Here is a 16,182-nt window from a genome sequence, read left to right on the forward strand (position 1 = left end):
TCTTGTGAGGAAGTGGGGGAAGAAGGGACAGCGAGACACAGAAGGACGAAGGAGGGGGGGCCAGGTTGCGCAAGCCGCTGCCCGCCCCCCCCCCCCCCCGCCCCCCCCCCCGCGCCGTGTCCGCGCCGCCGTGTGTCGCCGTGTGTCGCCCTGTGTCCGACAGGTTTCGCCCCGTGGGTTCCCTTTGCCAAGGGTTAACGCGCACCCCTTGACGGCTCCGTGACGCCGTTCTCAGTATGTTCCCCATCGCGCAACCCATCGTGCAATGCGCAACAGCAGAGGAGCTTGTCGTGCCACACGAGGTCCGTGCCGTAGTCGCTGTGAAGAAGGGCGCACCCGTCGAGGTGCGGACGATCGTCGTGCCCGACCCGGGCCCCGGTGAGGTGCTCGTGAACGTGCAGGCCTGCGGGGTGTGCCACACGGATCTCCACTACCGCGAGGGCGCGATCACCGACGACTTCCCGTTCCTGCTCGGCCATGAGGCGGCGGGCACGATCGAGGCGGTGGGGCCGGAGGTCACCGACCTGAAGCCCGGTGACTACGTGGTGCTGGCCTGGCGGGCGCCCTGCGGCAGCTGTCGTTCCTGTCGCCGCGGCCGGCCCTGGTACTGCTTCGACTCCCGCAACGCCGCCCAGCCGATGACCCTGCTGGACGGCACCCCGCTCACCAATGCCCTGGGCATCGGCGCCTTCGCCGAGAAGACACTGGTCGCGGCCGGTCAGGCCGTGAAGATCGATCCGGCCGCGCGTCCGGAGGCCGCCGGACTCATCGGCTGCGGGGTGATGGCCGGCTACGGCGCCGCGGTCAACACCGGCAACGTCGGCCGCGGCGACTCGGTGGCCGTCATCGGCTGCGGCGGCGTCGGCAACGCGGCGATCGCGGGCGCCTGTCTCAACGGCGCCATGAAGGTCATCGCCGTCGACATCGACGACAAGAAGCTGGACCAGGCGGAGAAGTTCGGCGCCACCCACACCGTCAACTCCCGCGGCACGGACCCGATCGAGGCCGTACGCGAACTCACCGACGGTTTCGGCGTGGACATCGCGATCGACGCCGTGGGCCGGCCGGAGACCTTCAGGCAGGCCTTCTACATGCGCGACCACGCGGGCCTGCTGGTCCAGGTCGGCGTCCCCTCCCCCGAGATGAAGGTCGAACTCCCGCTGATCGACGTCTTCTCGCGCGGCGGCGCCATCAAGTCCTCGTGGTACGGGGACTGCCTGCCGAGCCGCGACTTCCCGTACCTCGTCGACCAGTACCTGTACGGCCTGCTGGACCTCAACGCCTTCGTGTCGGAGACGATCGCCCTGGACCAGGTGGAGGAGGCGTTCGGCAAGATGCACCGGGGCGAGGTACTGCGCTCGGTGGTGGTCCTGTGAGCGTCCACGGGAGCGTCCGCGTCGAACGCGTCGTCACCTCGGGCACGTTCAGCCTGGACGGCGAGACGTTCGACGTCGACAACAACGTCTGGCTCGTCGGCGACGACGAGGAGGTGCTCATCGTCGACGCCGCCCATGACGCCGAGGCGATCCACCGCGCGGCGGCCGGCCGCCGGGTCGCCGCCGTCGTCTGCACCCACGCACACGACGACCACATCGACGCCGCACCCGCGCTCTCCGTCCTGACCGGCGCGCCCGTGCTCCTCCACCCCGACGACCACGAGCTGTGGTCCCACACCCACCCGGCCCGCAAGCCGGACGGCGAGCTGTTCGACGGCCGCGTCCTCACGGTCGCCGGCATCGAACTGCGGGTCCTGCACACTCCCGGCCACACCTGGGGCAGCTGCTGCCTCCACGCACCCTTCCTGGACGCCGTGTTCACCGGCGACACCCTCTTCCACGGCGGCCCCGGCGCCACCGGCCGCTCCTGCTCGGACCGCCCCACCATCGAGGCGTCCCTGCGCAACCGGCTCCTCACCCTGCCCGGCGACACAGTCGTCCACACCGGGCACGGCCAGAACACGACGATCGCCGCCGAGCGGCCCAACGTACCCGTCGCATAAGCGACATCACAGCGACCTTCCCCACCCCTGCCATCCCCGCCAGAACAAGGAGGGGCATGTCCAGCACACCCGAACCCGGCACACCCGAAGAGCACTCCCGCACGCCCGCAGACCGCTCCGGCACACCCGAGAACCACCCCGGCAGCCCCCGTGTGGTCGTCATCGGCGCCGGCATCGTCGGCTGCTCCCTCGCCGACGAGCTGACCGCCCGCGGCTGGACCGACGTCACCGTCCTCGAGCAGGGCCCCCTCCCCGCCCCGGGCGGCTCCACCTCCCACGCACCCGGTCTCGTCTTCCGGACCAGCCCGTCGAAGACGCTCGCGGAGTTCGCCAAGTACACGGTCGAGAAGTTCCGCTCCCTCGAAGTCGACGGCGTCTCCTGCTTCAACCAGGTCGGCGGCCTGGAACTCGCCACCACCCCGGAACGCCTGGCCGACCTGCACCGCAGGGCCGGTTACGCCGCTTCCTGGGGCATCCGCGGCGAGATCGTGAGCACCGCCCGCTGCAAGGAACTCTGGCCGCTGCTCGACGACTCCGTCGTCCTCGGCGGTTTCCACACGCCCGACGACGGCCTCGCCCGCGCCCTGCTCGCCGCCCGCGCCCAGATGGACCGGGCCGCGGCACGCGGAGCCCGCTTCCTGGACCGGCACACGGTCACCGGCATCGAGCAGGAAGACGGACGGGTCACCGCCGTGGTCACCGACCAGGGCACCTTCCCCGCGGACCACGTCGTCTCGGCGGCAGGCTTCTGGGGCCCGGTCATCGGCCGCATGGCAGGTGTCGACGTACCCCTGCAGCCCCTCGCCCACCAATACGCGAGGACGGGCCCGCTGCCCGAGCTGAGAGGTGCCACCGCCGAGGCCCCGAGGCCGATCCTCCGCTTCCAGGACCGGGATCTGTACTTCCGCGAGCACACCGACCGCATCGGCATAGGCTCGTACGCGCACCGGCCGATGCCCGTCGACCCGTTCACGGTCCCGCCGTACGACGAGGCGCGCGCCCAGGACATGGAGATGCCGTCCTCGTACCCCTTCACCACCGCGGACTGGGCGCCGAGCTGGGAGGACTGCCGGCGGCTGCTGCCCGCCCTGCGCGGCACGGAGATCGAGGCCGGCTTCAACGGGGTCTTCTCCTTCACGTCCGACGGCATGCCGGTCCTCGGAGAGGCGCGGCAGCTGCGGGGCTTCTGGCTGGCGGAGGCGGTCTGGGTCACCCACTCCGCCGGAGTCGCCAAGGCCGTCGCCGAGTGGATGGTCGACGGGCGGCCGTCGACCGACCTGCACGAGTGCGACATCACGCGGTTCGAGGAGGCGCAGCGTTCACCGTCGTACGTCCGTGAGCGCGGTTCACAGCAGTTCGTCGAGGTGTACGACGTCCTGCACCCGCTGCAGCCGATGGAGCAGCCACGCCCGCTGCGCGTCAGCCCCTTCTACGCACGCCAGCAGGAACTCGGCGCGTTCTTCCTGGAGGGCACCGGCTGGGAGCGCCCGCACTGGTACGAGGCGAACGCCCCGCTCGTGGACGCCCTCGGGGATCTCCCCGAACGCGACTCCTGGTCGGCCCGCTACTGGTCCCCCATCGCCGCCGCCGAGGCCAGGGCGACCCGCGAGAAGGTCGCCCTGTACGACATGACGCCGCTGCGCCGCCTGGAGGTCGCCGGACCCGGCGCCCTCGCCTTCCTCGACCGCATGACCAGCAACAATCTCCGCAAGAAGCCCGGCGCGGTCACCTACACCCTGCTTCTGGACGAGGCCGGGGGCATCCGCTCCGACCTCACGGTCGCCCGGCTGGCGCCCGATCGCTTCCAGGTCGGCGCGAACTCCCCGGCGGACCTGGACTGGTTGCTGCGTCACGCACCCGCCGACGTGCAGATCCGGGACATCACCTCCGGCACCTGCTGCATCGGCGTGTGGGGCCCGCTCGCCCGCGACCTCGTCCAGCCGCTGACCCGCGACGACTTCTCCCACGAGGGCTTCGGCTACTTCCGGGCGAAGCAGACCCATCTCGGGCACGTCCCGGTGACCGCGATGCGCCTGAGCTACGTCGGCGAGCTGGGCTGGGAGCTGTACACCACCGCCGATATGGGCCTCAGGCTCTGGGACACGCTCTGGCAGGCCGGGCGGGACCTCGGCGTGATCGCGGCCGGCCGCTCCGCCTTCAACTCCCTGCGTCTGGAGAAGGGCTACCGCGCCTGGGGCACCGACATGACCGCCGAGCACACTCCCTTCGAGGCGGGCGTCGGCTTCGCGGTCCGCATGGACAAGGAGGACTTCGTCGGCCGGGACGCGCTCCGGAGCCTGACCGAGCCCACCCGCAGGCTCACCCCGCTCCTCCTCGACGACCCTGCCGCCGTAGTCCTCGGCAAGGAGCCCGTATTCGCCCCCACTCTCGGCTCCGCTCGAGCGGGAGGTGCCCCCATCGGCACCCCGGCCGGCTACGTGACCAGCGCGTCGTACGGCTACACGCTCGGCCGCTGCGTCGCCTACGCCTGGCTCCCGGCCGGCCTCGCCACGGGCACCGGCGTGCACATCGAGTACTTCGGCGAGAAGGTCCCGGCCACGGTCGCCGACGAGCCGCTGTTCGACCCGAAGATGACCCGTATCCGCCGGTAGGAGGCGACTCGTGACGACCACACCGATCCCCCCGAGCCTCATCGCGACCCTGCCGGGCCACTACTACACGGACCCGGAGATCTTCCGGCAGGAACAGGAGAAGCTCTTCGAGTCCATGTGGTTCTGCGCGGTGCGCAGCGGCGACCTCGACAAGCCGGGTGCCTTCCGTACCGTCCAGGTGGGCCGCGAGAGCGTCATCATCACCCGTACCCGGACCGGCGAGCTGCGCGCGTTCCTCAATGTGTGCCGGCACCGCGGGGCGCGGCTGTGCACGGAGGAGTCCGGCGAGGTGCGCCGCAGTCTGCAGTGCCCGTACCACGCATGGACCTACGACCTTGACGGCAAGTTGATCGCCGCGCCCAACTTGATCAAGATGCCCGACGTCGATCGAGTCGAGTACGGGTTGATCAACGTGGCCCTGCGCGAGTGGCTCGGCTACGCCTGGGTCTGCCTCGCCGACGCACCGCCCTCCTTCGAGGACACGGTGACGTACGCGGCCGTGGAGCGGCTCGGTGACGTGGCCGCCATCGAGCACTACGGCACCGAGAGACTGGCACTCGGCAGACGCGTCACCTACGACGTCAAGGCCAACTGGAAGCTGATCGTCGAGAACTTCATGGAGTGCTACCACTGCGCGACGATCCATCCCGAACTCACCGAGGTCCTGCCGGAGTTCGCGGACGGCTACGCCGCCCAGTACTACGTGGGCCACGGCGCGGAGTTCGGCGAGGAGATCAAGGGTTTCACGGTCGACGGCAGCGCGGGCTTCGCCAAGCTCCCTGAGGTGGCCGCCGACCAGGACCGTCGCTACTACGCCATCACGATCAAGCCGACCGTGTTCGTCAACCTCGTGCCGGACCACGTCATCCTGCACCGGATGTTCCCGCTGGCCGAGGACCGCACGGTCGTGGAGTGCGACTGGCTGTACGCGCCCGAGGTGGTGGCCTCCGGAGCCGACGTGTCGAAGTCGGTGGAGCTGTTCCACCGGGTCAACGCCCAGGACTTCGAGGCCTGTGAGCGCACGCAGCCGGCGATGTCCTCGCGCGCGTACCGCGAGGGCGGTGTGCTGGTCCCGAACGAGCACCACATCGGGATCTTCCACGAGTGGCTCCAGGAGAAGCTGGGAGGCGGCCGTGCCTGATCTCTTCATCGACGGCGTGTGGCGGGGCGCCCTGGACGGGCGCACCCGGGAGATCCGCTGTCCCGCAGACGGCTCCCTCGTGGGCGTCGTGGACGAGGCGGGCGGCAAGGACACGGTGGAGGCGATCGCGGCGGCCCGCCGGGCGTTCGACTCCGGACCCTGGCCGCACACCTCCCCGCAGGAGCGAGGCGATCTGCTCCTTCACGTCGCCGACCTCCTCGCCCGCGACAAGGACGCCCTGGCCCGCGCCGAGTCCCTGGACACGGGCAAGCGGCTGGTGGAGAGCGTCTACGACATCGACGACGTCGCGAACTGCTTCCGCTACTTCGGGCGGCTGGCCGCGAGCGAGGCCGGGCGGGTGGTCGACACCGGACGGGCGGACGTCGACAGCAGGGTGGTCTACGAGCCCGTAGGGGTCTGCGCCCTGATCACGCCGTGGAACTACCCGCTGCTGCAGACCTCGTGGAAGGTCGCCCCGGCCCTGGCCGCCGGCAACACCTTCGTCCTGAAGCCCAGCGAGCTGACCCCGCACACCGCGATCCGCCTGGTGCGGCTGCTCGCGGAGGCCGGGCTGCCGCCCGGCGTGGCCAACCTGGTGCTGGGCGCCGGTCCGGAGGCGGGGGCTCCGCTGGGCGACCACCCGGACGTCGACCTGGTCTCGTTCACCGGCGGTCTGCAGACCGGGCGCCTGCTGATGGCGGCCGCCGCCGGCACGGTGAAGAAGGTCGCGCTCGAACTGGGCGGGAAGAACCCGAACATCGTCTTCGCGGACGCCGGCTTCGAGGCGGCCGTCGACATGGCCCTGACCGCCGTGTTCCTGCACTCGGGGCAGGTGTGCTCGGCCGGGGCCCGGCTGCTGGTCGAGGACGCGCTGCACGACCGGTTCGTGGACGAGGTCGTACGCCGGGCCCGGCTGATCCCGCTGGGCGGGCCGTTCGACGAGCGTGCCCGGACCGGCCCGCTGATCTCGGCGGCGCACCGGGCGAAGGTCGAGGCCCATGTGGCCAAGGGCCTGGAGGAGGGCGCGGTGCTGCGCTGCGGCGGCGCCCGGCCCTCCGGTCCCGGCCTCGACGAGGGCTTCTACTACCTGCCGACCGTCCTGGACGCGTGCACGAGCCGCATGACCGTGGTCCAGGAGGAGTCCTTCGGGCCGGTGCTGACCGTCGAGCGGTTCAACGGCGAGGAGGAGGCCGTCCGGCTCGCCAACGACACCGTGTACGGCCTCGCCGGCGCCGTGTGGACGAGCGACGAGGCCAGGGCAGCCCGGGTCGCGGCGCGGCTGCGGCTCGGCACGGTCTGGATCAACGACTACCACCCGTACGTGCCCCAGGCCGAATGGGGTGGTTGCAAGCAGTCCGGGTTCGGCCGCGAACTCGGGCCCTCGGGGCTCGCCGAGTACCGGGAGACGAAGCACATCTGGCGCAACACCGCGCCGTCGCCCCAGGGTTGGTTCGACTGACCCCAGGGCGTGTCCCTCCGACCCCGGCACCCGCACGAGCCACTCCCTCCCCTCCCTCCAGGCCCACGAGGAGTCCGCTCATGACGACCAGCGAGCAATCGCCAGGACCACACCACCACGACGACGCCGAGCTGGCCGAGTTCGGCTACAAGCCCGAACTCAAGCGCACCCTCGGCAACTTCCACACCTTCGCCGCCGGGATCAGCTACATCTCGATCCTGACCGGCACCTTCCAGCTGTTCTACTTCGGCTACGGCAGCGGTGGCCCCGCCTACTGGTGGTCGTGGCCGATGGTGTTCGTCGGCCAGTTCACGGTGGCCCTGTGCTTCGCCGAACTGGCCGCCCGCTACCCGGTGGCGGGATCGGTCTACAACTGGTCGAAGAAGATCGGCAATCCGCATCTCGGCTGGCTCGCCGGCTGGATGATGTTGATCGCGTCCATCGTTTCCATCTCGGCGGTCGCGCTCGCCTACCAGCTGACGCTGCCGCAGATCTCCTCCGCCTTCCAGTTCGTCGGGGACGGCACCGGCAAGTACGACGTGGCGACCAATGCGGTGATCCTCGCGGCCGTGTTGATCCTGTTCACCACGCTGGTCAATGCTTTCGGCGTCAAGCTGATGGCCACGATCAACACAGCGGGTGTGTTCATCGAGTTGATCGCCACCGTCGTACTGATCGTCCTCTTCGCCGTCCACATCACCCGGGGCCCTCAGGTCGTCATGCAGACGAACGGAACCGGGTCCGGCTACGGCGCCGGTTACCTGGGCGCCTTCCTGGTGGCCTCGCTGGCGTCGGCCTACGTGATGTACGGCTTCGACACGGCGGCCTCGCTCGGCGAGGAGTCCCTGGATCCGTCCCGCAACGCGCCGCGCGCCATCATCCGCGCGATCGTCGCCTCCTTCGTCCTGGGCGGACTGGTGCTGCTGCTCGCCCTGATGAGCGTCGCCAGCCTCAAGGGCGAGAAGCTGTCCACGGACGGCCTGCAGTACATCGTGCTCGACGTCCTCGGACCGACGGCCGGCAAGGCGATGCTCTGGTGCGTGCTGATCGCCGTCACGGTATGCGCCCTGGCAGTCCACACGGCCGCGATCCGGCTGGCCTTCGCGATGGCACGGGACAACAACCTGCCCGCGTCCTCGCTGGTGGCCCGGGTCAGCCCCCGCTTCAAGACACCGGTCCTGCCGGCCGTGATCATCGGCGTGCTGGCGCTGGCGATCCTCGTGGTCAACATCCGCCAGCCGCAGATCTTCACGGTCGTCACCAGCATCGGCATCGTCATGATCTACCTCGCCTACCTGGGCGTCACCGCGCCGATGCTGGCGGCCCGGCTGCGCGGGAAGTGGCAGCCGGCGGGCGAGGGCAGGTTCTCGCTCGGCCGCTGGGGCCTGCTCGTCAACATCGTCGCGGTCTTGTGGGGCGCGGCCATGACGATCAACCTCATCTGGCCGCGGGCCGCCGTCTACAACGCGAGCGCTCCGTACCACTGGTACCTGCGCTGGGGCGCCGTGCTGTTCGTCGCCGTCATCGCGGGCGGCGGCTACGCGTACTACTGGTTCGTCCAGCGGCACCGGACCGGCGTGCTCGCCGAGCACCGTCTGGAGACCGCCCCCGCCCCCAGCGCTCCCCTCGCCGCCCCGGCGGCCGACTGATTCCGGCTCCAAGGAGGTCACTGCTCATGAGCATCGATGAGTTCGACGAGTTCGACTACGTCGTGGTCGGCGGAGGCACCGCGGGCAACGTCGTGGCGGCGCGGCTCTCCGAGGACCCGTCCCTGACGGTGTGCGTCCTGGAGGCGGGCCCCAGCGACGTCGGTGACGACGACGTCCTGAAACTGGAGCGCTGGATGGGCCTGCTGGAGTCCGGCTACGACTGGGACTACCCGGTCGAACCGCAGGCCACCGGCAACAGTTTCATGCGGCACGCGCGCGCGAAGGTGCTGGGCGGCTGTTCGTCGCACAACTCCTGTATCGCCTTCTGGGCGCCGGCCGAGGACCTTGACGACTGGGCGGCCCAGGGCTGTACGGGCTGGAGCGCGGCGGAGCTGTTCCCGCTGTACCGGCGGCTGGAGAACAACGATGCCCCCGGCGACCACCACGGCCGCACGGGCCCGGTGAAGCTGCGCACCCTGAAGGGCGGGGACCCGTGCGGTGCGGCCCTGCTGGAGGCGTGCGCGCAAGCGGGCATTCCCACAGTCCCGTTCAACACCGGCAGGACGGTGGTGCGCGGGGCCAACTGGTTCCAGATCAACTCCGACGAGAACAACATCCGCCAGTCGTCGTCCGTGGCCTATCTGCACCCGGTGCTGGGCAAACGCCCGAACCTGGACGTGCGGACGGGGGTGCGGGCCAAGAGGCTGGTGCTGGAGGGGCGGCGGTGCGTGGGCGCCGAGTACCTGGACCCCGACCTGGTGCACACGCGCACGGTTCGGGCCCGGCGCGAGGTGATCGTCTCCTGCGGTTCGATCGACTCCCCGAAGCTGCTGATGCTGTCGGGCATCGGCCCGGCCGGGCATCTGCGCGAGGCCGGCGTCGAGGTCGTGGTCGACTCGGCGGGGGTCGGCGAGAACCTCCAGGACCACCCGGAGGGCGTGATCATGTGGGAGGCGAAGCAGCCCATGACGACCGCGTCCAGCCAGTGGTGGGAGGCGGGCGTCTTCTACGACACCGCACCCGGCCTGGACCGTCCCGACCTGATGTTCCACTACGGCTCGGTGCCGTTCGACATGAACACCGCGCGGTGGGGCTACCCCACCTCGGAAAACGCCTTCTGCCTGACGCCGAACGTGACCAGGGCGAAGTCGCGCGGCACCGTGCGGCTGCGGACGCGGGACTACCGGGACAAGCCGAAGGTGGACCCCCGGTACTTCACGCACGAGCACGATGTGCGGGTGATGACGTACGGACTGAGGCTGGCGCGCCGCATCGCCTCACAACCCGCGCTGAGCGGCTGGGCGGGGGCGGAGCTGGCGCCGGGACCGGACGTACGCAGCGACGACGAACTCCTCGACTACATCCACAAGACGCACAACACCGTCTACCACCCGTCCTGCACCGTGAAGATGGGCGCGGACGACGATCCCTCGGCCCCGCTCGACGCGCGGCTGCGGGTCAAGGGGATCGAGGGGCTGCGCGTCGCCGACGGGTCGGTGATGCCGGACCTGATCGCCGTCAACCCGTGCATCACGACCATGATGATCGGGGAGAAGTGCGCCGACTTGATCAAGGAGGACGCTTGATCAAAGGGAACGGCTGATCAAGGAGGACGGCTGATCAATGGAACGGTCAACCCGCTGATCCGGCCGGCTTCTTGAACATCCGTGTCGCCGTGATCTCGCTGTGCACCGCTTCTCCGGCCCGGGGCTGCTGCGGCAACCCGGGCCGGAGGTGTTCCTCCACGCTGATGTACTTCAGGCCCGCCCTGAGGTCGGCGTCGTTGCGCAGCCGGATGACCAGCGGGAACTCGGCGAGCGCGGTCGTGTCGAACAGGCCGGTGGTGTACAGCAGCTGCACACCCAGCGCGTCGGAGACGGCCCGCTGCAGTTCCAGCAGGTACGTCGCGTTGGCGCGGCCGATGGGGTTGTCCAGGAACAGCGTGCCCGCGTGCCGGTGCTTGTCGCGGCCCCGGTCGTTCGACCGGAGCGCGGCCATCGTGCAGTACAGGGCGATGGCGGCGGTGAGCAGCTGACCGCCGGAGAACACGTCGCCCATCTGTCCGACGGGCACACGCTCGGCGCGCAGCACGGCGTCGGGCTTGAGGATCTCGACGGCCACGCCCTTCGGCTGCAGCGCCGCCGCGACTCCGCGCAGCAGCAGGGACATGCCGTCGCGGCGCAGGTCGGAGTTCTTCTTGACGGCCGCGCGCGTGGCCTCGTCGATGACCTCGCCGAGCCGTTCGGTGAGCGTGGCGTGGTCGGGCTCCTCGAAGCGGATGCGCAGGAACTCCTGTCCGGACCACTCTCCGAGGCCTTCCGGAAGGCGGGAGAGCCGCTGGGCGGAGCGCAGGGTGGCGAGGGCCGACTCGACCAGTCCCCTGAGCCGGTCCACGATCGAGTCCCGGTTGCGCTCCAGCTGGGCCAGCTCGTCGGTGAGGACGCGCAGCCGGGGCGCGAAGGCGTCGGCCCACTTCTGGGCGTGCTCGGGCAGCGCGGCGGCGGGCAGCTCGCGGATCTGCTGCCGGGCGGGGGTGCGGACCTGCTCGTAGCGGGTGGAGTTGGCGTGCCGTACGAGCACGTCGCTCGCCTCGCGCACGGCCGTCTCGGCGGCGGACAGGTCGGCGGCGCAGCCGCGCAGCGAGCGGCGGGCCTCGGCGGCCGAGTGCCGGGCCTCCTCCGGGGTGCCGGGGTACGGCTCCGGCTCCTCCTGCTCCTCCTCCACCGTGTGCTCGCGCAGCAGGTCGCGGAGCATCGCGGCGATCTCGTCGAAGCCGCCGGCCGCGTCCTCGGCGGCGCGGTGGGCCTCCAGCAGCTCGGCGTGGGCCTCCCTGGCCCCGGCCAGCGCCTCGGTGCGGGCGGCGAGTTCGGACGTGGCGGTGCGCAGCAGGGCCTGGGCGTGCTCGGCGTCGCGCGGGACGAGTTCGTCGGACAGCTCGGTGTGGGACTCACCGTCCTCGGGCGCGTGCCGCTCGGCCTCGCCGCGCAGCCGGCCGAGCTGCTCGCTCGCCGTCGACATACGGGTCTCCAGGAGCTGCACCAGCTCCTCCGCGCGCGCGGCGGCGGCCTGCCGGGAGGGGCCGTCCGACCCGTCGGGCGACTGGAGCAGTTGCTCGGCGCGGGTGCGGACCTTGTTGCTGAGCCGGTCGAGTTCGGCGCGGGCCGCGCTCTCGTCGCTTTCCGCGCGGGCCTGCTCGGCGCGCAGGTCGGCGCCGACGCCGACCTTCTCGTACACCTGGGAGGCGGCACGGTAGGCCTCGCGCAGGGCCGGCAGGGACGACTTCGGGGCGTCCGCGTCCGCCGCCGGTACGTCATCGGGTGCGCCTGCGATCTCGGAGCGCTCGGCGCGCAGCGCACGCGCGGTGCGGCGGGCGTCGTCGGCGGCACGCTGGGCGGCGCGGCGGTCCTCGTCGGCGGCGCGGGCACGGTCCAGGCAGGCCTGCGCGCCGGCCTCCGACTCGGTGGCCTCGTCGGCGAGTTCGCGGAGCTTGACCTGCCAGCCGGCGCGCTCGCGCAGCCGGTAGGCGAGTCCGGCGAGGGCGTCGGCGGCACGGCGGGCCTTCTGCGCGGCCTCCTGCCGCTCGTCGCGGACGTGCGTGGCCTCGGCGGCGGCCTCGTCGGCCTCCGCGCGCGTGGTGCGTGCCTCGCCGAGCTCGGCCTCGGCCTCCTCCGCGAACGTCCGGGTCTCCAGGGCGGCCTCGGCGAGTTCGGTGAGCCGCCCGGCCGGGCAGCCGGTGCGCCAGGAGGCGAGTCGCGCGGCCAGTTCCCGGTCCTTGCCGAGACGGGCCGCGCGGGTGCGGATCTCCTCGTCGCGCTCGGTGGCCCGCGCGCGCAGCGCCTGCCGCTCCTCGTCGGCGGCGTGCTCGTCGTGCATGGCCGGGTTCGGCGGCACCAGGAAGACGTCACCGGGGGTGGCGTCGGGCGCCGGGGTCGGGGCGAGCAGGGCGGCGGCCGTGCCGACGGCCACCGCGGAGCGCGGCAGCAGGGCGGCGTCGCTGAGCGCCTCGCGGGCCCGGGCGTGTGTGTCCGGGTCGGTGATGATCACGCCGTCGACCAGTTCGGGGCGGGCGGCGAGCACGCGCGCGTGGTCGGCCCGGTCGACGGCCTGCGCGAGATAGCGCCAGCCGGGCAGCGCGGGGATGCCGTGCTCGCCGAGGAACTCCACGGTGGCCAGCACGTCCGGGCCGGGCGGCAGCAGGCCGCCGTCGCCGAGGGCGCCGAGGATGCGGGCGTCGTCGGCGGCCGCGGTGCGCAGCTCGAAGAGGTGCCGCTCGGCGGTCGAGACGGCGTCGTCGAGGAGCGCGCGCAACTCGTCCGCGAACCGGTCGAGTTCCTCCGGGCCGAGCGGGCCCTGGGCCGAGGCGCGGGAGCTCTCGGCCGGGTCGCCCCCCGAGTCGGCGGCCCCCGTCCTGGGTGCGGGCACGGCGACGCGTGCCGTGCCGGGTGCGCCCGGCAGGCCGAGCAGCTCGGCGAGCCGTTCCTCGGCGGCCAGGGACTCGGCGAGGCGCCGCTCGGCCTCGTGGGACCGCTCGGCCGCCGTCGCCGCGTCCGCCGCGCGGGCCGCGGTCAGCTCCGCGCGGGACTCCGCGGAGGCCGCCTCGCGGGCGTGCTCGGTCGCCCTGCGGGCGGCCTCACGGGCCGCGTCCCAGGCGGCCACGGCGGTCTTCTCGGCGTCGCTCGCGGCGAGCGCGGCACGGGCCGGGTCTGCGTCCGGGGTGCTGTCGTCGAGCCAGCCCGCGCGGACCGCCTCGGCGGTCTCCTGCTCGACCTCGGCGAGCCGCTGGCGAAGATGCCCGGCCTCGCTGCGGGCGCGCTGGGCCTCGGTGGCGGCGGCCGTGGAGTCCCGGTAGGCGCAGTCGCTGAGCTCCTGGAGGCCGGCGGAACGCTCCTCCTCCTCGTTGGCGAGCGCCTCGGCGCTCTCCGCGGCCGCGTGCAGGGCCCGTACGAGGTCCACGGCGGCCTTGGCGCGGGCGGCGAGCGCCGGGGCCGCGTCCCGTTCGGCCTCCTGGATGGCGGCGGACACGCGTGCGACCCGGTCGGCGGCTGCGCGGTGGCGCAGCACGGCCTCGGCGGCCTGCCAGGCGGAGTGCAGGGTGCGTGCGTCGGCCAGCTCGCGCTTCTGCGCCGCCGCGGACTTCTCGGCGGCGGCGAGCGCCAGGGAGGCGTGCCGGTAGGCGAGTTCGGCGGCGATCAGGGCGCTGCGCTCGCGCGCGCCCTCGGAGTGCGTGACGGCGTAGGCGGCGGCCGTGACGCGCTGCGCCAGGTCGCCGGCGCGCACCCGCTCCCGTACCCCCCGCGCGGACAGCCGGCGGGCCAGGGTGCGGGTACGGCGTTCGGCGCCGGTGTGGACGTCACGCGCGCGTGAGCGTGCCTCGGCGGCCTCGACGATCCGCCCGAGCAGGTCCACGGAACCGGCCGTGAAGTCCCGTTCTGCGATCAGCTCGGCGCGCCGGCCCAGTTTGTTGCCGAAGCCGCTGACGAGGTCGGCGAGGCCGTCGGTGTCGCGGGTGTCGGTGACCGCGCGCAGCAGCAGATCGGTGAAGTCGGAGTCCTTCTTGACCGCGAAGAGGCCGGCCGCCTCGCCCTCGTCGGCGTTCATCTCCCGCTGGTAGCGGAAGAGTTCGGGGTCGAGGCCGAGGTCGCCGAGGTGCTCGATCCAGCGGTCGTGGATCTCCTCCCAGTGCACCTCCAGATGCGGATACGCCTTCCCGGCCTCGGTGAGGGCGTCTCGGAAGCCCTTCATGGTGCGGCGGCGGCCCTGGGCGCCCGAGGCTCCCTCGACGGGCGGCCGTACGGCGGTCGACTCGGCGACGGGCAGGTTGTCCAGGCTCAGGCCGGGGCCGGGCCGGAAGGAGTACCAGGCCTCGGCGAACTTCCGCGGGTCGTTGGAGACCTGGCGTCCGCGCCACTCGCTGACCTTGCCGACGACCACGCACTCGCCGGTCTGCACATGCTGCCACTCCAGCGCCACGTGCCCGCAGTCGTCGGCGAGCAGGAACTTGCGCAGCACGCCTGAGCTGGCGCCGCCGAGGGTGTTGCGGTGGCCCGGCAGCATGACGGAGAAGATCAGCTTGAGCAGCACCGACTTGCCGCCGCCGTTCTCCAGGAAGAGCACGCCCGCGGGCGCGGGCCGGCGCGGCGGGCCGGCCGGCTCCTCCTCGAAGAACTCCGCCTGTGTGGGCGCGGGGTCGGGCACGGGCTCACCGACGCCCCGCAGGTCAAGCACGGTGTCGGCGTAGCGCGCACCGGCGGGCCCGATGGAGTAGAGGCGGACCCGGGACAGCTCGTACATGGCGGACTCTCGCGTTAAGTCTTCGGAAAGGTGCGGTGGTTCGGTGGCTGCAGCGGCCGCGGACGTCAGGAGTGGAACGGCAGCCCGGCGTCGGCCACCAGCTCCAGGTCCTCGGTGTCCTCGGCGGGCAGCAGGCTGGCCGTGCCGTCGGTGACCGGGACGACACCCAGCTCCAGCAGCTCGGCCATGGCGGCGCTGCCGGCCATGTCGCGCACCTGGAGCTGGTAGCGCGCCGTGGTGCGGTAGGTGCCGCCGTGGTCGTCGCCGGTGCGCTGCAGAAAGCCCGAGTCGGTGAGGAAGACCGCGGCCTTCGCCACGATGCCGGTGGTGGAGGCGGCCGGGCGGCGCGCGTCCTTGGTGGCGCCGGTGGCGCTGCGTCTGGCCCAGATCCGCCAGGCGGCCTCCAGTCCGGGCGCGCCGGTCGCCGGGTCGGTGTTCTCGCCCTGCTCCTCGGCGCGCTCCTCCAGACGGCGGCAGGCCTGCCGTACGAAGGCGTCTACGCCGTTGACGGTGACGCGGCCGATGTAGGAGTCGTCGGCCAGGTCCTCGGGGCGCGGGAACGCCAGTGCGGCGAGGGCGAGATGGGCCAGCCCGTGCAGGAACCGGTCCGCGGAGTCGGCGGCGGTGCGACGCGCGTAGTCGCCCATGCGGACGGCGAACACCGAGTCCTCGGCGGCCGTCACGGCCATCCCCGCGCGCGGGGACACCTCCAGCACGACGAGCCCGAGCCCGGCGGCGACGGCGTCGGCGAGCCGGGCGAACGCCGGGTCGTCACGGTAGCGGCGCAGCAGCTCCGTGTACTCCTGGTCGCGGGCGGGCTGCAGCTTGGGCTGCAGCCCGAAGGCGACGAGCCGCGCCGCGTCGGCGGCGTCGGCGGGGGTGACGGCGGTGGCCGCCGACGGGGCCGGGGCCTCCGTGTCACTCCACTCGACGTGCTCGCTCACGACTGCAACTCCTTGATCTTGAAATGAGGGGCGCGGGCAACTCCCCCGAGGGCGCGGGGAACTGCGCGGCCCGCCACGACGGAGCCG

Annotated in this window: 9 protein-coding genes; 7 read left to right on the forward strand and 2 right to left on the reverse strand. The window is 72.2% G+C overall.

Features of this window, described 5'->3' with window-relative positions:
• Positions 1 to 290: 290 nt before the first annotated feature.
• From AC07CM_RS32670 to AC07CM_RS32700, 7 genes are all read left to right on the forward strand, one after another.
• The gene (locus tag AC07CM_RS32670; protein WP_478880081.1) at positions 291 to 1,376 is read left to right on the forward strand and encodes an S-(hydroxymethyl)mycothiol dehydrogenase; all 1,086 of its coding nucleotides are present in this window, start codon (positions 291 to 293) and stop codon (positions 1,374 to 1,376) included.
• On the forward strand, positions 1,373 to 1,999 hold the full coding sequence (locus tag AC07CM_RS32675) for an MBL fold metallo-hydrolase (RefSeq protein WP_478880082.1): 627 nt from the start codon (positions 1,373 to 1,375) through the stop codon (positions 1,997 to 1,999). Before AC07CM_RS32670 ends, AC07CM_RS32675 begins: the two co-directional genes overlap by 4 nt.
• A 56-nt stretch (positions 2,000 to 2,055) precedes the next feature.
• The gene (locus AC07CM_RS32680) at positions 2,056 to 4,611 is read left to right on the forward strand and encodes a GcvT family protein (RefSeq protein WP_478880083.1); all 2,556 of its coding nucleotides are present in this window, start codon (positions 2,056 to 2,058) and stop codon (positions 4,609 to 4,611) included.
• Positions 4,612 to 4,621: 10 nt separating this feature from the next.
• Positions 4,622 to 5,752: an aromatic ring-hydroxylating oxygenase subunit alpha gene (locus AC07CM_RS32685; protein WP_478880084.1), complete on the forward strand. Its 1,131-nt coding sequence runs from the start codon at positions 4,622 to 4,624 to the stop codon at positions 5,750 to 5,752.
• Entirely contained in the window at positions 5,745 to 7,211 is a 1,467-nt protein-coding gene (locus AC07CM_RS32690; protein ID WP_478880085.1) for an aldehyde dehydrogenase family protein, read from the forward strand. The genes AC07CM_RS32685 and AC07CM_RS32690 overlap by 8 nt, the downstream gene beginning before the upstream one ends.
• A gap of 80 nt (positions 7,212 to 7,291) precedes the next feature.
• Entirely contained in the window at positions 7,292 to 8,860 is a 1,569-nt protein-coding gene (locus AC07CM_RS32695; RefSeq protein ID WP_478880086.1) for an APC family permease, read from the forward strand.
• Between the two features lie 26 nt (positions 8,861 to 8,886).
• On the forward strand, positions 8,887 to 10,446 hold the full coding sequence (locus AC07CM_RS32700; RefSeq protein ID WP_478880087.1) for a GMC family oxidoreductase: 1,560 nt from the start codon (positions 8,887 to 8,889) through the stop codon (positions 10,444 to 10,446).
• A gap of 46 nt (positions 10,447 to 10,492) precedes the next feature.
• On the opposite strand, the gene AC07CM_RS32705 is transcribed toward AC07CM_RS32700, so the two are convergent.
• Positions 10,493 to 15,151, reverse strand: a complete 4,659-nt coding sequence (locus tag AC07CM_RS32705; RefSeq protein ID WP_478880088.1) for a hypothetical protein — start codon at positions 15,149 to 15,151, stop codon at positions 10,493 to 10,495.
• A gap of 65 nt (positions 15,152 to 15,216) precedes the next feature.
• A complete protein-coding gene (locus tag AC07CM_RS32710; RefSeq protein WP_478880089.1) occupies positions 15,217 to 16,095 on the reverse strand; it encodes a hypothetical protein in 879 nt (292 codons plus the stop codon).
• Positions 16,096 to 16,182 lie beyond the last annotated feature (87 nt).

The organism is Streptomyces sp. NPDC044061 (genome assembly GCF_056434305.1).